21 protein-coding genes are annotated in these 23,136 nt (G+C 71.7%); 20 read left to right on the top strand and 1 reads right to left on the bottom strand.

Annotation, left to right across the window (positions count from 1 at the left end):
* The 5 genes from leuD (at nucleotide 1) to DLJ53_RS28420 (ending at nucleotide 3,906) form a co-directional block, all read left to right on the top strand.
* Complete coding sequence (leuD, locus tag DLJ53_RS28440; RefSeq protein WP_111351606.1) at nucleotides 1–588, top strand: 3-isopropylmalate dehydratase small subunit; 588 nt, start codon at nucleotides 1–3, stop codon at nucleotides 586–588.
* A gap of 176 nt (nucleotides 589–764) precedes the next feature.
* The gene (locus DLJ53_RS28435) at nucleotides 765–1,511 is read left to right on the top strand and encodes a maleate cis-trans isomerase family protein (protein ID WP_111351605.1); all 747 of its coding nucleotides are present in this window, start codon (nucleotides 765–767) and stop codon (nucleotides 1,509–1,511) included.
* A gap of 162 nt (nucleotides 1,512–1,673) precedes the next feature.
* Complete coding sequence (locus tag DLJ53_RS28430) at nucleotides 1,674–2,522, top strand: MBL fold metallo-hydrolase (RefSeq protein WP_111351604.1); 849 nt, start codon at nucleotides 1,674–1,676, stop codon at nucleotides 2,520–2,522.
* Entirely contained in the window at nucleotides 2,522–3,262 is a 741-nt protein-coding gene (locus DLJ53_RS28425) for a maleate cis-trans isomerase family protein (protein ID WP_111351603.1), read from the top strand. Before DLJ53_RS28430 ends, DLJ53_RS28425 begins: the two co-directional genes overlap by 1 nt.
* Nucleotides 3,263–3,273: 11 nt before the next feature.
* Nucleotides 3,274–3,906: an isochorismatase family protein gene (locus tag DLJ53_RS28420; protein ID WP_111351602.1), complete on the top strand. Its 633-nt coding sequence runs from the start codon at nucleotides 3,274–3,276 to the stop codon at nucleotides 3,904–3,906.
* Nucleotides 3,907–3,918: 12 nt separating this feature from the next.
* On the opposite strand, the gene DLJ53_RS28415 is transcribed toward DLJ53_RS28420, so the two are convergent.
* Entirely contained in the window at nucleotides 3,919–4,587 is a 669-nt protein-coding gene (locus DLJ53_RS28415) for a GntR family transcriptional regulator (protein WP_202913404.1), read from the bottom strand.
* A gap of 137 nt (nucleotides 4,588–4,724) precedes the next feature.
* Between DLJ53_RS28415 and DLJ53_RS28410 the strand changes: the two genes are divergently transcribed.
* The 15 genes from DLJ53_RS28410 to DLJ53_RS28345 all read left to right on the top strand — a co-directional run bounded on the left by DLJ53_RS28410 (nucleotide 4,725) and on the right by DLJ53_RS28345 (nucleotide 23,098).
* Complete coding sequence (locus DLJ53_RS28410; protein WP_244935182.1) at nucleotides 4,725–6,830, top strand: hydantoinase/oxoprolinase family protein; 2,106 nt, start codon at nucleotides 4,725–4,727, stop codon at nucleotides 6,828–6,830.
* On the top strand, nucleotides 6,830–8,446 hold the full coding sequence (locus tag DLJ53_RS28405) for a hydantoinase B/oxoprolinase family protein (RefSeq protein WP_111351601.1): 1,617 nt from the start codon (nucleotides 6,830–6,832) through the stop codon (nucleotides 8,444–8,446). The genes DLJ53_RS28410 and DLJ53_RS28405 overlap by 1 nt, the downstream gene beginning before the upstream one ends.
* Nucleotides 8,447–8,510: 64 nt before the next feature.
* Complete coding sequence (locus DLJ53_RS28400; protein WP_111351600.1) at nucleotides 8,511–10,043, top strand: ABC transporter substrate-binding protein; 1,533 nt, start codon at nucleotides 8,511–8,513, stop codon at nucleotides 10,041–10,043.
* Nucleotides 10,043–10,999, top strand: a complete 957-nt coding sequence (locus DLJ53_RS28395; protein ID WP_111351599.1) for an ABC transporter permease — start codon at nucleotides 10,043–10,045, stop codon at nucleotides 10,997–10,999. The genes DLJ53_RS28400 and DLJ53_RS28395 overlap by 1 nt, the downstream gene beginning before the upstream one ends.
* Nucleotides 10,996–12,846 carry a dipeptide/oligopeptide/nickel ABC transporter permease/ATP-binding protein gene (locus DLJ53_RS28390; protein ID WP_111351598.1) on the top strand — a complete coding sequence of 617 codons (1,851 nt, stop codon included), beginning with the start codon at nucleotides 10,996–10,998 and terminating at the stop codon, nucleotides 12,844–12,846. Before DLJ53_RS28395 ends, DLJ53_RS28390 begins: the two co-directional genes overlap by 4 nt.
* Nucleotides 12,843–13,871: an ABC transporter ATP-binding protein gene (locus DLJ53_RS28385; RefSeq protein WP_111351597.1), complete on the top strand. Its 1,029-nt coding sequence runs from the start codon at nucleotides 12,843–12,845 to the stop codon at nucleotides 13,869–13,871. Before DLJ53_RS28390 ends, DLJ53_RS28385 begins: the two co-directional genes overlap by 4 nt.
* 16 nt (nucleotides 13,872–13,887) lie before the next feature.
* Nucleotides 13,888–15,189 (top strand): NAD(P)/FAD-dependent oxidoreductase, encoded by a 1,302-nt coding sequence (locus tag DLJ53_RS28380; RefSeq protein WP_211100696.1) that lies wholly within the window; start codon nucleotides 13,888–13,890, stop codon nucleotides 15,187–15,189.
* The gene (locus DLJ53_RS28375) at nucleotides 15,186–16,349 is read left to right on the top strand and encodes an NAD(P)/FAD-dependent oxidoreductase (protein ID WP_111351595.1); all 1,164 of its coding nucleotides are present in this window, start codon (nucleotides 15,186–15,188) and stop codon (nucleotides 16,347–16,349) included. The genes DLJ53_RS28380 and DLJ53_RS28375 overlap by 4 nt, the downstream gene beginning before the upstream one ends.
* The gene (locus DLJ53_RS28370) at nucleotides 16,346–17,452 is read left to right on the top strand and encodes an NAD(P)/FAD-dependent oxidoreductase (RefSeq protein ID WP_111351594.1); all 1,107 of its coding nucleotides are present in this window, start codon (nucleotides 16,346–16,348) and stop codon (nucleotides 17,450–17,452) included. Before DLJ53_RS28375 ends, DLJ53_RS28370 begins: the two co-directional genes overlap by 4 nt.
* Nucleotides 17,449–17,712 (top strand): (2Fe-2S)-binding protein, encoded by a 264-nt coding sequence (locus tag DLJ53_RS35345; RefSeq protein ID WP_162409640.1) that lies wholly within the window; start codon nucleotides 17,449–17,451, stop codon nucleotides 17,710–17,712. The genes DLJ53_RS28370 and DLJ53_RS35345 overlap by 4 nt, the downstream gene beginning before the upstream one ends.
* Nucleotides 17,709–19,076 (top strand): FAD-dependent oxidoreductase, encoded by a 1,368-nt coding sequence (locus DLJ53_RS28365; protein WP_162409638.1) that lies wholly within the window; start codon nucleotides 17,709–17,711, stop codon nucleotides 19,074–19,076. Before DLJ53_RS35345 ends, DLJ53_RS28365 begins: the two co-directional genes overlap by 4 nt.
* Nucleotides 19,073–20,206, top strand: coding sequence for an NAD(P)/FAD-dependent oxidoreductase (locus DLJ53_RS28360; protein ID WP_111351592.1), 1,134 nt, complete (start codon nucleotides 19,073–19,075; stop codon nucleotides 20,204–20,206). The genes DLJ53_RS28365 and DLJ53_RS28360 overlap by 4 nt, the downstream gene beginning before the upstream one ends.
* On the top strand, nucleotides 20,199–20,912 hold the full coding sequence (locus DLJ53_RS28355; protein WP_111351591.1) for an SDR family NAD(P)-dependent oxidoreductase: 714 nt from the start codon (nucleotides 20,199–20,201) through the stop codon (nucleotides 20,910–20,912). Before DLJ53_RS28360 ends, DLJ53_RS28355 begins: the two co-directional genes overlap by 8 nt.
* Before the next feature lie 131 nt (nucleotides 20,913–21,043).
* Nucleotides 21,044–22,588, top strand: coding sequence for an ABC transporter substrate-binding protein (locus tag DLJ53_RS28350; RefSeq protein ID WP_111351590.1), 1,545 nt, complete (start codon nucleotides 21,044–21,046; stop codon nucleotides 22,586–22,588).
* 57 nt (nucleotides 22,589–22,645) lie between these two features.
* Nucleotides 22,646–23,098 carry a GFA family protein gene (locus DLJ53_RS28345; protein ID WP_111351589.1) on the top strand — a complete coding sequence of 151 codons (453 nt, stop codon included), beginning with the start codon at nucleotides 22,646–22,648 and terminating at the stop codon, nucleotides 23,096–23,098.
* The last annotated feature ends 38 nt before the right edge of the window (nucleotides 23,099–23,136 follow it).

Here is a 23,136-nt window from a genome sequence, read left to right as displayed (position 1 = left end):
ATGCAGCCTTTCGTCCGCCACACCGGCCGCGCGGCGGCCCTGCCCTCCGCCAACGTCGACACCGACCAGATCGTGCCGGCCCGATACCTCCACCGGCCCCGCGCCGCCGGCTACGCCGACACGCTCTTCCGCGACCTCAGGGACAAGGGCGGCTTCGTGCTCGACGCGCCCGGGAACGAGGGCGCCACGGTGCTGATCGCCGGCGACAACTTCGGCTGCGGCTCCTCCCGCGAGCACGCGGTCTGGGCCGTCTCCGACGGGGGCTACCGCGTCGTCATCGCCCCGAGCTTCGGCGACATCTTCTACAACAATGCCATGAAGAACGGCCTCATGACGGTGCGCCTTCCGGCCGAGACCGTCGCGGAGCTGATGGAGGTCGCGCCGACCGAGATCACCGTCGACCTCGAGGCCGGGACGGTCGTCTGGGGCAACCACTCCGTCCCGTTCGAGATCGAGCCGCATCACCGCGACGCGCTGCTCGAGGGTCTATCGGAGGTCCAGATGACACTGCGCGAGCTCCCTTCCATCACCGACTTCGAGGGCGAGCACCTCGAGGCGATGCCCTGGCTCACTCCCGGCAAGGGCTGACGGCCGACCGGCCGGGAACGAGGCCCACCGCCCACGAAGGAGGCGGACGGGATTAAAATATGTCCGGACAATTGCGCTCCGCCCTGTGCCAGCGCAATACTTGTGGGGCCCCACGCGCCAGCGTCCGTCAGGTCCCTGACGGGCGAGGCCCTCGCAACACAAAGGATCTCCCCGTCATGGTGGACAGCCTCGGCTATCGCCGGAAATTCGGCGTCATCGCGCCGTCGACCAACACCTCCGTGCAGCCCGAGTTCGACTCCATGCGGCCGGTCGGCGTGACCAACCACTTCTCGCGCATCGTCATCCCGAACGACCCCGTCCGCTCGGACGAGGACTTCAGCCTGCTCATGGTCAACATCCGCAAGACGCTGATGGCGGCGGTCGACGCGGTGATGACCTGCAGCCCCGACGCGCTCATCATGGGGATGTCCGCCGAGACCTTCTGGGACGGCAAGGAGGGCTCGGACGTCCTCAAGGCGCGGATCGAGGAGCACGCCGGCACCACCGTCGCCATGGGCTCGGACGCCTGCCAGGCGGCGCTGCGCAAGTATGGCGACATCAAGCGGATCTCCGTCATCACCCCGTACATGCCCGTCGGCGACGAACAGGTGGTCCGCTTCTTCAACGACTGCGGCTTCGAGGTCGTCGCGCTCAAGGGCCTGAAGTGCGCGGGACCGGAGCTGATCGCCCACGTCTCCGAGAAGGAGCTGCGCGATTCGATCAACGAGGTGAACGACCCCTCCGTCGAGGCGATAGTCCAGGTGGGCACCAACCTCGCCATGGCCCGGGTCGCCGGAATTGCCGAGTTCTGGCTCGACAAGCCGGTGCTCGCCATCAACACCGCCACCTACTGGCACGCGCTGCGCACCAACGGCATCGAGGACAAGGTCCAGGGCTTCGGCTCCCTCCTCACCGACTACTGATCCGCCCGGCCCGCCGCGCCGCCCGAGGGTTCGCCGGGGCCCAGGCGATGCGTCGCGGCAACAGGTGGGGCGGACGAGGCTTCCGCCCGCCCGGTCTGGCAATGATCATGCAGTTCTGGAGCGGCGCCTGGGTGCGCACACCCCGCATGGAGGAGGCGGAGCATGACTGCCACGTTGACCCGGATCGTCGACCTCGATCCGTTTCCCCTGCCCGCCTCGATGCTGTTTCCCGGCCGCGACCTCGCCGAGCTCGCCCCCTACCGGGACGTCCTCGCACCCGACCACGTGGACTTCGAGGCCGAGGCGATCCTGCTCGGGGTGCAGAGCTGGCTCGTCCGCTCGGCGGGCCTCACGGTTCTCGTCGACACGTGCGTCGGCGAACACAAGGCGCGGCCGGCCCGCGCCGACTGGCACCAGCGCAGCGCAACGCAATACCTCGCTAACCTCGCCGCCGCCGGTGTCGCGCCCGAGGAGGTGGACGTCGTCCTGTGCACCCATCTCCACGCCGACCACGTCGGCTGGAACACGCGGCTCGTCGACGGGCGCTGGGTGCCGACCTTCCCCAACGCGCGCTATCTGATCGGCCGCACGGAGCTCGCCCACTGGGCGGCGGTGAACGGATCGAACCCCGCCGGCGCCTACGCCGACAGCGTGCTCCCCGTCGTCGAGGCCGGCCTCGTCGACGCGGTCGAGGACGGCTACGAGATCGCCTCCGGCCTCACCCTGATGCCCCACCCCGGCCACACGCCGGGTCAGGTCGGATTGCGCTTCGCCGGTCCACACGGACCGACGGTCATCTGCGGCGATGCCATCCATTCGCCGCTGCAGGTGTACCGGCCGGAGTGGTCGAGCGGGTTCTGCGTCGACCCCGGCCTCGCCATCGCCTCCCGCGTCGCGCTGCTGGAGGACGCGGCCGACCGGGGGACGTGCCTCCTCCCCGCGCACCTTCGCCGCTGGACCGGCATGAGGATCCGCGCCGAGGGCGACGCCTTCGTGCCGGACTTCCTCTGATGCGCCATGCCTCCGCCTACAGCGGCCGCGGCAAGCTCGGCCTCATCGTGCCGCCGACCAACACGGTGAACGAGGCGGAGCGGCAGCGCCTCGTCCCCGAGGGCGTGACGGTCCACACCCACCGCATGGCCCTCCATACCGACACCGCCTCCCCCGCCGGCCGGGCCGCGCTGGAGACCGACCTCGATGCCGCCGTCGCGATGCTCGCCGCCGCCCGCGTCGACACGGTCGCGTACGCCTGCACCGCCGGATCCATGGTGACGCCCGCCGCCTCCCTCCCGGATGCGCTGACGGCCCGCGCCGGCGTCGCCACGGTCACGACCGCCGCCGCCATCATCGCCGCCCTCACCGCGCTCGGGGTGACGCGGCTCTCGGTCGCCACCCCCTACGCCGACGCCCTCAACGCGCACGAGACGCACTTCCTCGAGGACCACGGCTTCACCGTCGTGAACCTCGTCGGCCTCGGCATCGGCGCCGGCGGGGCGCACGATTACGTGCGCATCGCCGAGACGCCGCTCGAAGCCGTCGCCGCCCACGCCCGCGCCGCGTTCGTTCCGGGAAGCGAGGCCCTCCTCATCACCTGCACCGACTTCCCGGCGCTTCCGCTGGTGGAGCCGCTGGAAGCCGAGCTCGGCATCCCCGTCGTCACGTCCAACACGGCAACGCTCTGGGCCGCTCTCCGGCGGGCCGGGATCGCCGATCCCGTCCCCGGCGCCGGCCGCCTTCTGACCGAACACTAACGGAGACCCACGTGTCCGAAAATCTCGACGACAACTATGCGCGGGCCTACAATACCCGCGTCGGCTTCGGCGCCCGCCCGGCGCTCATCCTGATCGACTTCGCGCACGCCTATTTCGACCCGGACTGCAGCCTCTATGCCGGAGTGGACGACGCGCTCGCCTCGGCGCTGCGGGTGCGCGAGGCGGCCCACGCCGCCGGCATCCCCGTCATCCTCACCGAAGTGCGGTACCAGCAGAACGGGATCGACGGTGGCCGCTTCTTCGAGAAGGCGACGCCGCTCAAGGCCTTCGTGAAGGGCGCTCCGACGGCCGAGTTCGCGAAGGGGCTCGTGCCGCGGGACGACGAGTTCGTCATCACCAAGCAGTACCCGAGCGCCTTCTTCGGCACCTCCCTCTCCTCGACGCTGACGGCGGCGGGGATCGACAGCGTCATCCTGACCGGGCTGACCACCTCGGGCTGCGTGCGCGCGACCTGCATCGACGCGGTCTCCTACGGCTTCCGCACCGCCGTCGTCGCCGAGGCGTGCGGCGACCGTCACCCCGGCCCGCACGAGGCCAACCTGTTCGACATGAACGCCAAGTACGCCGACGTCGTGTCCGAGACGGAGACGCTGACCTTCCTCGGCGCGAAGCTCGCCGCCTGACCGCGGGCCGGGCTAGCCGGTGGAGCCCGGCAGGCGGTCGATCACGTGCTGGATCGGCCGCAGGTGGCGGTTGAGAAGCTCCACCACGCCGTCGCCGTCGTGCCGGTCCAGCGCCTCGACCATCGCCTCATGCTCGGCGAGGATCGTCTCGAGGCGTGACGGGTCGGCGTTGAGGGCGGCGTACGCCACCTGCTGCTGACGCGCCCGAAGCGCGTCCAGCACGTCCATCAGCACCCCGTTGCACGAGCCCTCGACGAGCGCGACGTGATAGTCGCGGTCGAGGTCGACGTGGCGGCGAAGGTCCGCGCTGCCGAGCGTGCGCATCTCCGCCGCGAGGCGCTTCATCTCCGGCGGAGCGCCCGTTCGGGCCTCGCAGATCCGTCGCGCGGCGAAGCCCTCGATCAGCCGGCGCGCCTCGTAGACGTCGAGCATCTCCTGCGCCGTCACCTGCCGCACCCGCGCCCCGCGCCGGGGGAGAAGCTCCAGGAAGCGCTCCGACTCCAGCTTGTGGAACGCCTCGCGCACCGGCGTGCGGGAGACGCCGGCCGCTGTGGAAATCCATTCCTCCTCGATGAACTCGCCGCCGGGAAACTCTCCGCGAATGATGCGGTCGAGAACATAGTCGTACGCTTTGGCGCGGGCGGTCATGGCGGGTTTTTCCGGGAGGGTCTGCTTGCCCATAGCGCCTCGTTGTGTCGGAGCGGACCTTAAAATTCGGGGCAGCAGGCGGTTGACAACGAACCGTGCCGGCGCCGTTATGTATCCGCCGTGTATACACGGCAAATGCACAATGCGCCATCGACCAACCCGGAGGCCCCATGCCAACCGAGCCGATGCAGACCGGGCGGACGCAGACGGAGCGGACCTGGCGCGTCGGAGTGGACTCCGGGGGTACCTTCACCGACGTCTGCCTCTTCGACGAGGCGACCGGGCGCACCGAGGTCTGGAAGGTCTCCTCGACCCCGTCCGACCCGTCCGAGGGGATCGCCGCCGGCGTCGCGGAGGGGATGGCCCGGGTGGTGCCCGGCGAGGACAAGGCCGCCGCCCGCATCGCCTACTTCGGCCACGGCACGACGGTGGCGACGAACGCGCTCATCACCCATCGCGGCGCCCTCGTCGGCCTCGTCACCTCGGAGGGCTTCCGCGACCTCCTCGAGATCGGCCGGCAGAAGCGGCCGAGCCTCTACGACCTGTTCGAGGACAAGCCGCACACCCTCGTTGCCCGCCGCCTGCGCAAGGAGGCCGCGGAACGGCTGCGCCACGACGGCACCGTCGAGACCCCGCTCGACGAGACCGCGGTGCGCAGGGCCGCGCGCGAGCTCGCCGAGGCCGGCTGCCAGGCGGTCGCCATCTGCTTCCTCTATTCGTTCGTCGACCCGACACACGAGGCGCGCGCCCGCGCCATCGTCGCGGAGGAACTGCCGGACGCCTTCATCTGCGCCAGCCACGAGATCGCGCCGGAGTTCCGCGAGTTCGAACGGCTGTCGACGGCGGTGGTGAACGCCTATCTCGGCCCGATCATGAAGCGCTACATCGACCGCCTCACGCCGCGGCTCGAAGCGCTCGGCATGGCCGCGCCGCCGCACCTCACCCAGTCGAACGGCGGCGTCGTCAGCTTCGAGGCCGCCTCGCGCACCCCGGTCCGCGCCGTGCTGTCCGGCCCCTCCACGGGCGTCGTCGCGGCGGAGGCGATCGGCCGGGAGGCGGGCTTCTCCAACCTCATCACCTTCGACATGGGCGGGACCTCCACCGACGTCGCTCTGATGCAGGGCGGCCAGCCCAAGCTCGCCTCGGAGGCGATCGTCCACGGCTATCCGATCAAGGCACCGATGCTGGACATCCACACCGTCGGCGCGGGCGGCGGGTCCATCGCCTACATCGACTCCGGCGGCCTCCTGAAGGTCGGGCCGCAATCGGCGGGCGCCGACCCCGGGCCGGTCTGCTACGATCGCGGCGCCACCGCCCCGACGGTGACGGACGCCAACGTGGTGCTCGGCACGCTGAACCCGACGCACCTGCTGGCGGGCCGCATGCCGATCCGCCGCGACCTCGCCGAGGAGGCGATCGCCGGGCTGGGGGCGGCGCTCGGCCTCTCCACGATGGAGACCGCCGAGGGCATCCTCGCGGTGGTGACGGCGAACATGGCGCGCGCGATCCGCACCATCTCGGTGCAGCGCGGCCACGACCCGCGCGACTATGCGCTGATGGCCTTCGGCGGCGCCGGGCCGCTCCACGCCGCGCGCCTCGCCGAAGCGCTCGACATGAGCCGGATCATCATCCCGCCGAGCCCCGGCATCATGTGCGCCATCGGCCTGCTGCTGACGGACCTGCGCGCCGACTTCGCCGCGACGAGACTGATGCCCGCCGAGCCCGCCAACGCGGACGCCGCCGAGGCGACGCTCGCCCCCCTCGTCGAGGAGGCGGAGAGCTGGCTTGCGGCCGAGCATGTGGCGCCCGACGCCCGCCGCCTGAGCCGTACCGTCGACATGCGCTACCGCGGCCAGAACTACGAGCTCGCCGTCCGCGTCCCCGAGGGCCCGGTGACCGCCGCCGCCATCGACGCGCTGGTGAAGGGCTTCGAGGACGCCCACAAGCAGCGCTACGGCTTCCTCGCCGAGGAGGAGGCGGTGGAGTTCGTGACCTTCCGCGTCGAGGCGTTCGGGGTCGTCAGGAAGGCCGAGTTCCCCCGCGCCGCGCCCGGCGAGCCCGACCCCGCCCCGGCCGCGACCGGCACCCGCCAGACCTATTTCGCGGGCGTCGGCGAGGTCGTCGCCACTCCCGTCTACGCCCGCGAGAAACTCCGCGCCGGCATGACCTTCGAGGGACCGGCGATCGTCGAGCAGATGGACACCACCACCATCGTCCCGCCCGGCACCCGCCTCACCGTCGACGCCATGGGCAACCTCATCATGGAGGCCTCGTGATGGACCGTCCCGCCGCCGCCCACCTCGACCCCATCACCGTTGAGGTGATCGGCGCCGCGCTCTCGTCCATCGTCGAGGAGACCGGCGAGGCGCTGATCCGCGCGTCCTACTCGACGAACATCAAGGAGCGGCGCGACTGCTCCACCGCCCTCTTCAACACCAAGGGCGAGACGCTCTGCCAGGCCGAGCACATCCCGTTGCACCTCGGCTCCTTCATCGGCATCATCCCGAAGATCCTCGAGCTGCACGACGTCGCCGGGATGGCGCCGGGCGACGTCTTCGTCGGCAACGACGCCTACATGGGCGGCGGCACCCACCTGCCGGACATCGTGCTCGCCGAGCCGATCTTCGTGGACGGCGAGATCGCGGCGTGGACCGTGAACCTCGCCCACCACGCCGACTTCGCCGACCGCGGCCACGCACACATCTACCAGGAGGGCCTGCGCATTCCGCCGATCCGCCTCTACAGGGCGGGCGTGCTGCAGAAGGACGTGCAGGACCTCATCCTCCTCAACTGCCAGGTCCCGCGCGAGCGCCTGTCGGACCTGCGCGCGCAGATGGCCGCCAACCGCGTCGGCGTGCAGCGCTTCCAGGACCTATGCGCCAAGTGGGGCACCGCGACGGTGCTCGCGGCGGGCGACGCGCTGCTCGACTACGCGGAGCGCAAGATGCGCGCCGGCATCGCCGCGCTGAAGGACGGCGTCCACACCTTCGCCGACGTGTTCGACGGGCCGGAGTTCGACACGACGCTCCCCCTCGCGGTCACCCTCACGGTGGCGGGCGACGAGATGACGGTCGCCTTCGACGCCCCGCCGCAGCAGCGCGCCGGCATCAACATGACGTGGACCGCGCTCGCGGCGACCGTCTACTACATCGTCAAGGCCGTGGTGGACCCGACAGTGCCGCCGAACGCCGGCCTCGCCCGGCCGGTCACCGTGACGGCACCGCCCGGATCGCTCCTCAACTGCGTCCACCCGGCGGCGGTCAACGGACGCGTGCAGCTCTGCCAGCGCGTCGCCGACCTCACCCTCGGCGCCCTCTACAAGGCCGCGCCCGACAAGGTGACGGCCTGCACCAACTCGGCCTGCTGCGTCGCGACCTTCACGGGCCAGCGCAAGGCGGACGGGACCATCTGGGTCTACCTCGAGACGTTCGGCGGCGGCGGCGGCGCGCGGCCCAACAAGGACGGGCTCGACGGAATCCACGTGCACGTCACCAACACCTCGAACCTCCCGGTCGAGGCGCTGGAGCTCGAATATCCACTGACGGTCCTGCGCTACGAGCTGGTCAACGGGTCGGCGGGCGAAGGCCGGTTCCGCGGCGGCATGGGCCTGCGCCGCGTCGTGCGCGCGGAGGAGGACTGCCTCGTGCGCGTCGACGTCTCGCGGACCAGATCCCGCTCGTGGGGGCTGGAGGGTGGCGGCGAAGGCGGGCACGGCGCGCTGGAGCGCGGCCCGGGCGTCGCCGAGTTCGATCACGACAAGGGCGCGCTGACGGCCGGACAGTGGTTCGCGCTGCGCACGCCGGGCGGCGGCGGCTTCGGCCCGGCCGCGGAGCGCGATCCCGACTTGACGAGCATCGACGATCTCGATGGCATTCGATCTGCAACGAGCTGAGCACGGAACGATCGACAGGGACGACATCAGGACCGACGCCGCGTCCACCTAGGGGAGAGACGACATGAGCCTTGCACTGACACGTCGCCGCTTCATGGCCACCGCGGCCGCGGCGGGCACCATCCCGTTCATCGGCGCGCCGACCGCGCGGGCTCAGGCCACCGGCATCCTCACCTTCGGCCTCTCCTCCTATCCGCCCAGCTTCGCCGCGCTGCAGTCGACCGGGACCGCGGCGGGCACCGTCAAGCTGATGATCCACCGCGGCCTCCTCGGCTACGACAAGGCCGGCCAGCTACGCGGCGAGCTGGCCGAGGAATGGGGTGTCGACGACGCCGGCGTCTGGACCTTCAAGCTGCGCGACAACGCCGTGTGGCACGACGGCCGGCCGGTGACCGCGGCGGACATCAAGTGGACCATCGAATCGGGTGCCGCGCCGGACTCGGCCGCCGCCTACAAGACGCCGCTCCAGCTCATCGAGAAGATCGAGATGCCGGACGACAAGACGGTGAAGCTCACCTTCTCCGAGCCGTTCGCCACTGCCGAGACGCTCTTTGCCCACTACAACATGCCGATGCTGCCCGAAGGATCGGACGATGAGGGCCTCGTCGGCGCCGGCCCCTTCAAGCTGGCGGGCCGTGAGCGCGGCGTCTCCATCGACCTCGTCGCCAGCGAGAACTACTACAGGCCGGGCCTGCCCAGGCTCGCCGGCATCAAGGCCGTCGCCTACGCGGACGAGAACCTGCGCGTCGCGGCCCTCGAGGCGGGCGACGTCGACCTCATCGAGTACGTGCCGTGGCCGGCGATGGGCGCCATCGACGACAACCCCTCGCTGACGCTCGACGTGGTCGAGGGGCCGTTCATGTACCTCACCTTCAACGGCGCCAGGAAACCGTTCGACAACAAGCTCGTCCGCCAGGCCATCGCCCACGCCATCAAGCGCGAGGACGTGGTGGACGCCGCCTTCTTCGGCCGCGGCGCGGGCCTCGCGCACCTGCCGATCTCCGACGCGAGCCCGTTCTACAATCCGCAGTACGCCGACGCGTGGGCCTATGACCCGGAGAAGGCGAAGGCGCTCCTCGCCGAGGCCGGCCACCCGGACGGGTTCGACTGCACGCTCCTGTCGACCGCCCAGTACGGCATGCACACCTCCACCGCCGAGATCGCGCAGGCCTACCTCTCGATGATCGGCATCAACGTCACCCTCGACCTCCCCGACTGGGCGACCCGCGTGCAGAAGGGCAACGCCGGCGACTTCGACTTCGCGGTGATGGGCACCTCCGCCGACTCCAACGATCCGGACGGCATCGCCCGCCTCATCGACACCAGCCTGCCGACCTCGTTCGTGCGCAGCGCCAACCTCGACCTTCCGGACATTCCGAAGCTCCTCGCCGAGGGGCGCGCCACCTTCGACAGCGAGGCGCGCAAGGAGGTCTACGAGAAGCTGGAGGGCATCGCGATGGACGAGGTGCCGCTTGTGGGCCTGTGCTGGCGCGCGCAGGGATACGCATTCCACGACGGCGTCTCGGGCTTCAAGAACCTCCCCGGCCAGCTCACCTTCTACTCCGGCCTCACGCTCGAAGAGACCGCGCTCTCCTGATGCTTGCCTATGTGGCCCGGCGCGTCGGTGTCGCCCTCCTCATGGTGTGGCTGGTGGCGACGATCGTCTTCCTGCTCCTGCACATCGTGCCCGGCGACCCGGCCGAGCTGCTCCTCTCCACGGGGAGCACCGCGCCGGATCCCGCCGCGGTCGCGTCGCTGCGCGAGAAGCTGGGCCTCAACGCGCCGCTCCACGTCCAGTACTGGGACTACCTGACCGGCCTCCTGCGCGGCGACCTCGGCGCGTCGCTGCAGGACGGGACCCCCGTCGCCGAGCAGGTCGCGCTGCGCCTGCCGCGCACCTTGGAGCTGATCGTGACCGCCGCGATCCTCGCGACCGGCATCGGCATTCCGGTCGGCGTGCGCGCGGCGACGCACGCCGGCGGCCTCACCGACCGTATCGCCACCGGCCTCGCCGCGATCGCGCTGTCGACGCCGGTGTTCGTCATCGGCACCCTCGCCATCCTCCTCTTCGCGCAGACGCTGAAGATCGCCCCGGCCGGCGGCTACGTCGCCTTCGCCGAGGACCCGCTGCGCCACCTCGGCCTCCTCGTCCTCCCGGCCCTCACCGTCGCCGCGCCGCTGACGGCCGTCGTCGTGCGCATGACGCGCAGCGCTGTGCTGGAGGTGCTGGAGCGCGACTTCGTGCGGGCCGTGCGCGCCCGCGGCGTGGCGCCCCGGCGCATCCTGGCGCGGCACGTCCTGCGCAGCGCGCTCGTCCCGGTGGTGACGGTGACGGGGCTGGAGCTCGGCACGCTCCTCGGCGGCACGGTGCTGGTGGAGTTCGTCTACAACTGGCCGGGCCTCTCGGGCTTCCTGGTGCGCGCCGTCGACGCGCGCGACTACCCCGAAGTCGTCGGCATCGTCCTCACCATCTCGGCGCTCTTCGTGCTGCTCAACCTCGTAGTCGACCTGGTGAACGCCGTGCTCGATCCCAAGGTGCGGCTCAGCGCATGAGGGCACGGACGGTTCGCAAGCTGGCCCTGCCGGTCGCCCTCGTCGTGCTCATCGTCGGTGCAGCGGCGCTGGCACCGGTCCTGCCGCTGATGGACCCGACGAAGATCGACATCCCCCACCGCTTCGCCGGCCCCTCCTGGGCCCACCCGCTGGGGCAGGACGAGTTCGGCCGCGACGAGCTCAGCCGCATCGTCTGGGGCGGACGCGCGTCGCTGACGGTGGCGATCCTCTCGTCCCTCGTCGCCGCCGCCATCGGCACCGCGCTCGGCCTCATGGGCGGCTACTTCCGCGGTCTCGCCGAGCTCTTCACCGTGCGCGCGGCGGAGGTGCTGCTGTGCCTGCCGCCGCTGCTGCTGGCCCTCCTCGTCGTGACCCTCCTCGGATCGGGCGCGACCACGCTCGTCATCGCGCTCTCCATCCTCTACACGCCCCGCTTCGTGCGCGTCGCCTACGCCGCGACACTGCAGACGAGAAACCTAGAGTTCGTCATGGCGCAGGAGGCGCTCGGTCGCCACCCGGTGCCGATCCTGGCGCGCACGCTCCTGCCGAACATCGCCCCGCCGCTCCTCGTGCAGCTCTCCGTCACCGTGGCGTCGGCGATGGTGATCGAGAGCGGCCTCTCCTTCCTCGGCCTCGGCGTCGTCCCGCCCGCGCCCTCGTGGGGCCTGATGATCCGCGGCGCGCGGGCGGCGATGGACACCGCGCCGATGCTCCTCGTCTGGCCGTGCCTCGCGCTGGTGCTGGCGATCTTCTCGTTCAATCTCCTGTGCGACCGGTTGCGCGACGTGCTCGACCCGCGCGCTGCCGCCGAGGGCACCGTGAGCTGGTTGCGCGCGCGCCGTGCCCCCGTCCCGGCCGCTGCGCCCGTCGGCAGCGACCTGGCGCGGCTCGACCACCTCACCGTGTCGATCGGCGGCAAGGCCGATGCCACGCGGCTCGTGCGCGACGTGTCATTCGCAGTGAAGCCCGGCGAGACGCTGGCCCTCGTCGGCGAGAGCGGGTCGGGCAAGACACTGTCCGGCCTTGCCATGATGGGCCTCCTGCCGCCCGGCCTCGTCGCCCGCGGCGCGGTCCCGATCGCGACGGACGCCGGCGCCGCCGACGCCCTCGCCCTCCCCGAGGATGAGCTTCGGCGCCTCCGGGGGCGCGACGTCGCGATGGTCTTCCAGGACGCTTCGGCGAGCCTCAGCCCGGTGATGCGCGTCGGCGAGCAGATCGCCGAGTCGATCGGCGCGCACGCCACCGTCGACCGGCGCGAGGCGAGCCGCCGTGCCGAGGCGCTCCTCGCCCGCGTCGGCATGCCGGATCCGAGGCGCGCCGCCCGCGCCTGGCCGCACGAGCTTTCCGGCGGTCAGCGCCAGCGCGCGATGATCGCGGCCGCGCTCGCCAACGGCCCGAAGCTCCTCATCGCCGACGAGCCCACCACCGCGCTCGACCCGACGATCCAGGCGCAGATCCTCGCCCTCCTCAAGGAGCTGAAGGACGACACCCAGGGCATGGCCATGGTGTTCGTCACGCACAACCTAGCCATCGTGTCCGAGATCGCCGACCGCGTGGTGGTGCTCTACGCCGGTGAGCTGGTCGAGGCCGGCCCCGTCGCCGCGGTCTTCGGCGCGCCGCGCCATCCCTACACGGCGGCCCTCCTCAACTGCGTGCCGGAGAGCGGGGCGGACCGCCTTCTCGCGATTCCCGGTGTCGTCCCGGCGCCGGACGAGCTTCCCGAGGGCTGCCGTTTCGCCCCGCGCTGCGGCCACGCCACGGACCCCTGCCACCGGCGCCACCCCGACCTCGACCGGTCCGGCGACGGCCATGACGTGCGCTGCCTCAAGTGGCGGGAACTCGCATGAGCGCCCCCGTCGTCCCGGCACCGCCCGCTCCCGCTTCGCCCGCCCCCGGTCCGCACTCCCGTGCACCGCTCGTATCGGCGAAGGGCGTGTCGCGCGCCTACCCCATTCGCCGCGGCCTCTTCGCCCGCACCGCGTGGCTGCGCGCGGTCGACCGCGTCGACCTCGACGTCTTCCCCGGCGAGGTGGTCGGCGTCGTCGGCGAATCGGGTTGCGGCAAGTCCACCCTGGGGCGCCTGCTCCTCGGCCTCGCCCGGCCGACGGGGGGCGAGGTCAGCTTCGCTGGCGAACCGCTGTCGGCGCGCAGCGGCGCGGCGAAGCGGGCGCTGCGGTCGCGGATGCAGGTGGTCTTCCAGGACCCCTTCTCCAGCCTCGACCCGCGCCGCAGCGTCGGCGCGCAGATCGCCGACGGCCTGCGCATCCACCAGGTCGTCCCGAACGCCGAGATCAAGGCCGAGGTCGCCCGGCTCCTCGCGCTCGTCGGTCTCGATCCGGCCGCCGCGGCGCGCAAGCCGCACGAATATTCTGGCGGCCAGCGCCAGCGCATCGCCATCGCGCGGGCGCTCGCTACCCGGCCCGACTTCATCGTCGCCGACGAGCCGGTGTCCGCGCTCGACGCCTCGATCCAGGCCCAGGTGGTCAACCTCCTCGCGGACCTGCGGGCCGAGCTCAAGCTCGCCCTCGTGTTCATCAGCCACGACCTCCATGTCGTGCGCCACCTCTCCGACCGGATCGCGGTGATGTACCTCGGCCGCATCGTCGAGGAGGGCCCGGCGGGCGACGTCTTCAGCCGCCCGGCGCACCCCTATACGCGCGCGCTGATCGAGGCGACGCCGTCGATGACGGCACGCGCCACCGAGCCGCCGCTCGCAGGCGAGCTGCCGGACCCGGTGCAGCCACCGTCCGGCTGCACGTTCCGCACCCGCTGCCCTCTCGCCGAGGCGCGTTGCGCGCAGGCCGAACCGCCCCTCTCACCCGTCGGCGACAAACGGCGAGCCGCTTGCATAAAGCCCCTTACCGGTTTGTAACTTTACAATGGCTCCCGTGACGAATCCGCCCGCTCCCCTTCCCGCCTCCGCCGACGTCGTCGTCATCGGCGGCGGCATCGTCGGCGTGACCGCCGCCTGGTTCCTCGCCCGCGACGGCTTCAAGGTCGCGCTGCTGGAGAAGGGGCGCATCGCCGCCGAGCAGTCGTCCCGCAACTGGGGCTGGATCCGCAAGCAGGGCCGCGACCCGATCGAGCTGCCGCTGATGATCGAGAGCGCGCGCCTGTGGGAGGAGCTCGCGGGCGACATCGGCGACGAGATCGGCTTCGGCCGGCACTCCACCACCTACGTCGCGATGAACGACGACGAGCTCGCCGAGCGCGCGGCGTGGCTGGAATCGGCGCGCGACTACCAGCTCGATACGCGCCTGCTCACCGCCGCCGAGACGGACGAGCTGCTCGGCCGCGACGACCGCCGGTTCGTCGGCGCGCTCCACACCCCGTCGGACATGACGGCCGAGCCGAGCCTCGCTGTCCCCGCCTTCGCCAGGCAGGCCGCGGCGGAGGGCGTCACCGTGATCGAAGGCTGCGCGGCGCGCGGCGTCGAGACGACGGGCGGCCGCCTCTCCGGCGTCGTCACCGAGCGCGGCACGATCGCCTGCTCGGCGGCGATCCTGGGCGGCGGGGCGTGGTCGCGCACCTTTCTGGAGAACCTCGGCGTCTTCATCCCGCAGCTGGCCGTCCGCTCGCAGGCCTGCCGCACCACGCCGGCGCCGGAGATCCACCCCGGCGGCATCGGCGCGACCGGCGCCTCGCTCCGCCGCCGGCTCGACGGTGGCTACACGCTGGGCCGCACCAACGCCTCCACGTTCCAGATCGTCCCCGCCGCGTTCCGGCACTTCCTCACCTTCGTGCCGACCCTGCGGCACCGCTGGGGGATGGCGAAGATCCGCATCGGACCGGACTTCTTCGGCCCGCTCGGCCATGCCCGCTGGACCAACGACCAGGCCACGCCGATGGAGAAGGTCCGCATCCTCGACCCCGAGCCGGACCACAAGCTCCTCGCCGACATGCTCGCTACCGCCAAGCGGCTGCACCCGAAGCTCGGCGACATCAGGATCGCCGAGAGCTGGGGCGGCATGATCGATGTCACGCCGGACGAGGTCCCGATCATCGACGAAACCCCCGGCACGCCGGGGCTCTGGATCGCGACCGGCCTCTCCGGGCACGGCTTCGGCATCGGCCCCGGCGTCGGGCGGCTTGCATCGCAGCGCCTGATGGGGCGCACTCCGGTGGTGGACCCGGACCCGTTCCGCCTGTCCCGCTTCTCGTCGTTCCGCCATCTGGGTGATGCGCAATGAGCCACGTCGACGTCCTCGTCATCGGAGCCGGGATCACCGGCGCGACGGCCGCGCTCGCGCTCGCCGAGGCCGGCCTCTCGGTCGAGGTGGTCGACGCATACGGACCGGCGGCGATGGCCTCGGGGTGGACGCTGGCGGGCGTGCGCCAGTCCGGCCGCGATCCGGCCGAGCTGCCGCTGGCGCTCGCCGCCGTCGCCGAATGGCCGCACCTCGATGAGAAGCTCGGCGCGCCGACGCGCTACCGCCAGGAGGGCAACCTGCGCCTCGCCCGGAGCGACGACGAGGTCGAGATCATCAAGCGCCTGGTGGCGTCGCAGTCCGCACTCGGCCTCCACCTCACCTTTCTGCCCACCCTGTCGGACGTGCGCTCCGTCGCGCCCGCCATCTCCGACAAGGTCATCGCGGCCTCGTTCTGCCCGACCGACGGGCACGCCGATCCCGTCGCCACCGTGACCGCCTTCCTCGCCGCCGCCGAGCGGGCCGGCGCGCGGCTCACCTATGGCGAGCGCGTCGTCTCGCTGGAGCGCGAGGGCGGCCGCATCACCCACGCCGTCACCGACAGGCGAAAGATCGCGGCCGGCGCGGTGCTGATCGCCGGCGGGATCCACGTCAACGACCTCCTCGAGCCGCTCGGCGAGACGATCCCGCTGACCGTCCCGATCGTCACCGTGGTCCAGACCACGCCCGTCGCGCCGACGCTCGGCCCGGTGCTCGGCGTTGCCAACGCCAACCTCGCGGTTCGGCAGGAGGCGAACGGCTGCTTCCGGCTCACGAGCGGGCGGGAAGACTTCGACGACACCCTCGTCGAGGAGAACGGCCGGCCCCTCGCCCGCCCGCGCATCAAGCAGGTCGCGACGACGATCTCCCGCGTCGCCGAGGTGCTGCCGGTCGTCGGCGAGACGCGGTTCCAGGCCGTCTGGGGCGGCCTCCTCGACCTGACGCCGGACGCTCTTCCGGTGATCGACCACGTGCCGGGGCTGGAGAACGCGGTCGTCGCGGCCGGCTTCTCCGGGCACGGCTTCGGAATCGGCCCGGTCACCGGACCGCTCGCCGCCGACCTCGTTCTCGGCCGCGCGCCGCGATTCCCGCTGGACGCCTTCCGCTTCGACCGCTTCGCCGGGCTCGAGGCGAACGCGGCCGAACTGACGCTGCACGGATGAGCCGCACCGCCGATATCGCGATCGTCGGCGGCGGGCTCGTCGGCTCCGCGCTCGCCTACGGCCTCGCATCGCGCGGCGCTTCGGTCCTCATGTTCGACCCGGATGCGGACGACCTGCATGCCTCGGTCGGCAACTTCGGGCTCGTCTGGGTGCAGAGCAAGGGCGTCGGCGCTCCGGACTACGCCGCCCTCTCACGCCGCTCCGCCGCCGCCTGGACGGACTTCGCCGCCGACATCGCCGGGCGATCGGGCAAGAACCCTGCCTACGACCGGTGCGGCGGCATCAAGATCGCCCTCGGCGACAGCGAGATGGAGGCGCTCGAGGCCTCGGTGCGCCGTTTGCACAACCAGGGCTCGGACGACGTCGTGATGATCTCGCGCGAGGAGCTCGTCGATCGCGTCCCCTCCGTCGGTCCGGAGGCTGTCGGCGGATCCTACTGCGCCGCCGACGGTCACGCCGACCCGCTGGCGACCCACATCGCCCTGCGCATCGCGCTGAGGACCACCGCCCGCGCGGCGGTCGTGCGCCGCCGCGTCGACGGGATCGTCCCCGACGGGGACGGCTTCACCGTCCTCGCGGAGGGGGAGCGGTTCGGCGCCGGGAAGGTCGTGCTCGCCGCCGGCCACGGCACCACCGCGCTCGCCGCGATGCTCGGCCTCGACGTACCGCTGCGGCCGGAACGCGGGCAGATCCTGGTGACGGAGAGGCTCGCCCCCTTCCTCGGCCCCGCATGCTTCACGGTGCGCCAGACCAACCAGGGCAGCGTCCTCATCGGCGACTCCAAGGAGGACGTCGGCTTCGACCGCGGGACGACGCCAGCGGTGGGCGGCGCGATGGCCGAGCGCGCGCTCAGGATGTTCCCTTGCCTCGCCGACGCGCGCATCGTGCGCCAGTGGGGTGCGCTGCGGGTGATGTCCCCGGACGGACTGCCGATCTACGCGCAGTCCCGGACGCATCCGGGCGCGATGTCCCTCTCCTGTCACAGCGGCGTCACGCTCGCCGCCGCCCATGCCGGCGAAGTTGCCGAGGCGGTGCTCTCAGGCACCCTCGCCGCGCGCTACCCGGCCTTCTCACCGGATCGATTTGCAAAGGTATCGGCATGACCGGCTTCGCCCGCGTCGGGGAGTCCCGGCGCGTGACCATCCTCGTCGACGGCAAACCGGTCGAGGCGCGCGAGGGCGACAGCGTGGCGCTGGCGCTGATGGCGAGCGGCCGTCTCACCATCGGCACCGGGCCGACGCCCTACTGCCTCATGGGCGTGTGCTTCGGCTGCCTCTGCACCATCGACGGCCGTCCGTCCGAGCAGGCGTGCATGACGCCGGTGCGCGAGGGACTGTCGGTGACCACGGAGGCCGCGTCGTGAAGGCGGTGGACGTCCTCATCGTCGGCGCGGGTCCCGCCGGCCTCTCCGCCGCCGCGGTCACCGGCGCAGCGGGCCTCTCCACCCTGGTGATCGACGAGCAGGCCGCGCCCGGCGGCCAGATCTGGCGTGCGGCCGAGGCGGTCGGCGCCGACCCGGTGCGCCATGCCGCACTCGGGTCCAGCTACCGGGGCGCGATGGCCGCCATCGCCATCGCGCGCCAGCACGCGCGGTTCGCGACGGAGTCCGAGGTCGTCGACGTCTCCCCCGACCGCGATGTCCTGTGGTTCGACAAGACCGCACGGACGCTGCACCAGACTCGCGCCAGGGCGATCCTCGTCGCCACCGGCGCGATGGAACGGCCGGTCCCGTTCCCCGGGTGGACGCTGCCCGGCGTGACCGGCGTCGGCGCGCTGCAGATCGCGCTGAAGCAGGGCGGCATGGTTCCGGACGGCCCGGTCGTGCTCGCCGGTCAGGGACCGCTTCTCCTCCTCGTCGCGCAGCAGCTCGCGGCGTTCGGCGTGCCGATCGCGGCGACGCTCGACGTCGCGTCGGCGTTCCCGTCCCGGACCGCGCTCGGGGCTCTGCCGGGGGCGATCGGCGCGGATCCCGGTCTCGTGGCGAAAGGCGCGGCGCTTGCCGCGCGCCGGTTCCTCTCGGGCAGCGCCTACCGCGACATCCGCGATCTCGAGGCGGTCGGTGCCGGCCGCATCGAGGCCGTGCGCTTCCGCGCGGCCGGCGAGACGGTGACGATCCCGACGACGCGGCTCGCGGTCCACGACGGCGTGATCCCGAACACGCAGCTCACCCGCCTCCTCGGCCTCGCGCACCGCTGGATCGACGGGCAGGCCGCGTTCGCACCACAGGTGGACGCCGACGGGCTCTCCTCGCGCGAAAACGTCTGGGTCGCCGGCGACGGCGCCGGGATCGGCGGCGCGGAGCGGGCGGCGGCGCAGGGCGCGGCGACAGCGCGGGCGATCTGCCGGGCGCTCGGGACCATCCCGGCCGCCGGCGACGCGCCGCGCGGCACAGGGGCGCGCACCTTCGTCGACCGCCTCTACGCGCCGCTCCCGGTGTCCCACTTCGCCGCCGACGACACGCTGCTGTGCCGGTGCGAGAGCGTGACGTTCGGCGACGTGCGCCGCGTCATCGCCGACGGCGCGACGGGGCCGAACCGGGTCAAGACCGCGACGCGGTGCGGGATGGGGCCGTGCCAGGGGCGCATCTGCGGCGCCAACCTCACGCGCCTCGTCGCCGAGGAGACGGGGCGTGCGCCGCGCGATGTCGGCGCGCTCCGGATCCGCCCGCCGCTGAAGCCGCTGCTCCTCGCCGACTACGCCACCCTCGCCGCCACCGACAGCGCATGAGGGAGGGCGCGGACCTCATCGTGATCGGCGGCGGCCTAATGGGCCTCTGGACCGCCGTCCTGGCGGCCCGCGACGGCCGCCGGGTCCGCCTCCTCGAGGCCGAGACGATCGGCCGGCACGCCTCCTCCGCCAGCGCCGGCGGTGTGCGCAGCCTCAACCGCCACCCGGCTGAGATCCCCCTCGCCCGCGCCGCCCTCCCGCTGTGGCGCGAGGCCGCCCGCGACCTCGGCGCGGACGTCGGATACGTCGCCTCCGGCCAGATCCGCGTTGCCGAGGACGAGGCCGGGCTGGCACGCCTCGAAGACCGCGCCGCCGCCACCCGCGCCCTCGGCTACACGCACGAGGAGATCGTCGGCGCCAACGCCCTCTTCGCCCTGGAGCCGGCGCTCGCGCCGCACTGCCTCGGCGCCCTCGTCGTGCGCGACGACGGCTTCGCCGATCCCCTGAGGACCATCCACGCGCTCTCCCGTGCTGCGCATGCCGCCGGCGTCATCGTCGAGGAAGGACGGCGCGTCATCGGCCTCGCCGCCGGCTCGCCCCTCATCGTCGTCACCGAGTCGGGCGAGTTCACCGCTCCGCTCGTCGTCAACGCCGCCGGCGCCTGGGGGAACGCCATCGCCGCGCTGGTCGGCGAGACCGTCCCCGTCACCCCCACGGCGCTGCAGATGAGCGTGACGGAGCCGGTCGCCCCGTTCGTGGCCGCCGTGCTGGGAACGGAAAGCGGGATGCTCTCGCTGAAGCAGAGCGCTGCGGGCCACGTCGTCATCGGCGGCGGCTTTGCCGGCCACGTCGACGCCGCCCACCGCATCGGCCGGCCGCGGCCGACGCTCGTCAGCGAGAACCTCGCCAACGCCGCGCGCCTCTTCCCCCATCTCGACGCGGCGCGGATCGTGCGCACGTGGGCCGGCCTTGAAGGCATCACCAGGGACGGCTTGCCGGTTATTTCGCCGAGCCGAAAGGTTTCTGGCCTCATTCATGCCTTCGGCTTTTCCGCACACGGGTTCGCGCTGTCGCCGCTGGTTGCCCGCCTCGTCATGGAGATCGCCGACGCGCGGCCTCCGTCAGCCCCGATCACGCCGTTCGGCGTCGATCGTTTCCAACCCGCTTCGGAGGAGCGCCGATATGCTTGAGCCCGAGGGCCGCGTCATCATGATTTCGGGGGCGAGCCGCGGTATCGGCCTCGCCGCCGCCAGGACGCTGCTGGGGAAGGGCTACACCGTGTCGGCCGGCGCGCGGAACCCGGACGCCATGGCCGCCGCCATCCCCGACGCGCCGGACGGCCGCTTCCTCGCCGTCAGGTACGATGCGGAGGACCGCGCCACGTACCAGGCCTGGATCGAAGCCACGGTCGCGCAGTTCGGCCGCATCGACGGCCTCGTCAACAACGCCGGCACCTCCAACCGCTTCACCATCGAGAGCGGCGACGAGGCCGACCTCGACCAGCTCTTCACCATCAACATCAAGGGCCCGCTCTACATGACGCGGCTTGCGCTTCCCCACCTGCGCAAGGCGGGCTCCGGGCGGATCGTCAACGTCGCCTCACTCTCCGGCAAGCGCGTGAAGAACGACAACATCGCCTACGCGATGACGAAGCACGCGCTCATCGCCCTCACCCATGGGACGCGGCGGATCGGCTGGGAGGACGGCGTGCGCGCCACCTCCGTCTGCCCGAGCTTCGTCGCCACCGACCTCACCGCCGGCGTCACCGCGGTCACGCGCGAGGAGATGATCGATCCCGACGATCTCGCCGAGCTCATTGCCACGGCCATCGCCCTGCCGAACAATGCGGTTATGGCGGAAATGCTCGTCAACTGCCGCCTGGAGGACCTGTTCTGACGGGTAGCCTGGCGCCGGCGTGAGCGCCGCGGGCTCGGCCCCACCACCGGGCCCGCGGCAGCACCACCTCCCCGATCCGTCGACGGCCCGGGGACCCGCACCGATTCGAAAAATATCGAAGGAGGAGTTCAATGAAAAAAACCGCCATTCTCGCAGGTCTCACGGGCGCGCTTCTCGCCAGTGCCGCCCTTGCCGACGGAACGACACTCAATGTCGGCATGGGGACGGCCGACGCCGGCACGCTCGACCCGCACGTCGCCACCACGACGCCGGACAAGGGCCTGCTGCACTGGATGTTCAACGGCCTCGTGCGAATCAAGCCGGGCGAGGCGAGCCCGGAGTTCATCGAGCCCGACATCGCCGAGAGCTGGACGACGTCCGACGACGGCCTCACCTGGACCTTCAAGCTGCGTGACGACGTCGACTGCCAGGGCGAATACGGCAACCTCGATGCCGAGGACGTCGTCTACTCGCTGAAGCGCTCGGCCAACCCGGACACCTCGTCCTTCGCGAAGGACTACGCGCCGATCTCGTCCATCGAGGCGACAGGCGAGTACGAGGTGACGATCACCCTCGCGCACGCGATCCCGAGCCTCCTCGGCCTCCTCGTGCCCTACCATGGCGGCAACATCGTCTGTCAGGACGCGGTCGAGGCGCTGGGCGACGACTTCAAGACCCACCCGATCGGCACCGGCCCGTTCATGTTCGCCGAGTACCAGCCGCAGCAGTACGTGAAGCTGGTCGCCAACCCGGAGTACTTCCGCGGCGAGCCGCAGATCAAGGAGATCTACTACCGCTACATTCCGTCCGACGCGGCGCGTGACCTCGCCTTCCAGGCCGGCGAGATCGACATGATCTACGGCCGCCAGGACCAGACCTGGGTGGAGCGCATCTCGAAGGTGCCGAACACCCACGTCGCGGTAATGACGCCGGGCGAGATGTCGGTCCTCCACCTCAACATGACCAAGCCGCCGCTCGACGACATCCGCGTGCGCAAGGCCATCGCCCACGCGATCAACATCGACGCGATGACCGAGTTCCGTGGCCGCGACGTGACGCTGCCGGCGATCTCCCCGGTGCCGGAAGGCTACCTCGGCTACTCCGACGACGTGCCGGTCTACGAGTACTCGATCGACAAGGCCAAGGCGCTGCTGACCGAAGCCGGCTACCCCGACGGCATCACGATCCACGCCATCCACACCACGCTCCCCGGCATGCTCGCGACCATCGAGGTGATCCAGGCGCTCCTGCGCGAGGCGGGCATCAACCTCGAGATCGAGACGGTCGAGCACGCGACCTTCCACAGCCAGATCCGCGAGGACGCCAGCCAGGTGGTGCACTACTCGGCCGCCCGCTTCCCGGTCGCCGACACCTACCTGACGCAGTTCTTCCACTCCGACGCGATCGTCGGCACGCCGACCGCCATCACGAACTTCTCGCACTGCGACGTCGCGGACGAGGAGATCGAGGCGGCCCGCACCGAGCCGAACGCGGAGAAGCAGCTCGAGCTCTGGGCGACCGCGCAGCGCAAGATCATGGAGGAGGTCTGCGCCGTGCCGATCTACCAGAACCTCCAGCTCTGGGCCTGGAAGGACAACCTGGACCTCGGCGCGGACATCCACGCCTCGCTGAACCTCTCCCCCGCGGTGACGGAGAAGGCGCACTTCACGGAATAACGCCGTGTCGCGGGTGGCGGCCGGACGGCCGTCGCCCGCCTTCGCAGGGAGATCAGGATGGAGACGGAGACGGCCGGCATCGCGGCGAGCGGCGCAACGGGCGGCTGCCTGTGCGGTGCCGTGCGCTTCGTCGTGGCGGGCCCCATCGGCCCCGCCGCATACTGCCATTGCAGCGACTGCCGGCGAACGACCGGCAGCGCCTTCAACGTCAGTATCGGCGTCCCGGTCACGTCGTTCGCGCTGCTGTCGGGGACGCCGAAGGGGTTCACCGCCACCGCCGAGAGCGGCAACGCGCTCACCCGGCACTTCTGCCCCGACTGCGGAGCACCGCTCTACACCTCCTCCCCCCATCATCCGGACAGGATCTTCGTGAAGGCCGGGGCGTTCGACGACCACGCCGTGGTCGCACCGGCCCACCAGAGCTGGATGCGCTCGCGGGTCGCGTGGGCCGGGATCGACCCGGACCTTCCCGCCTACGACCGGGACCGCCCGGCGGAGAGCGGCGCATGAGGTCGGCGGAGCGGGCGCGCACCACCGCGTCCCGCGCC

This window comes from Acuticoccus sediminis, assembly GCF_003258595.1.
GTDB lineage: Bacteria > Pseudomonadota > Alphaproteobacteria > Rhizobiales > Amorphaceae > Acuticoccus > Acuticoccus sediminis.
Note: the sequence above shows the minus strand (reverse complement) of the source record. Positions and strands in the feature narration are given on the sequence as shown.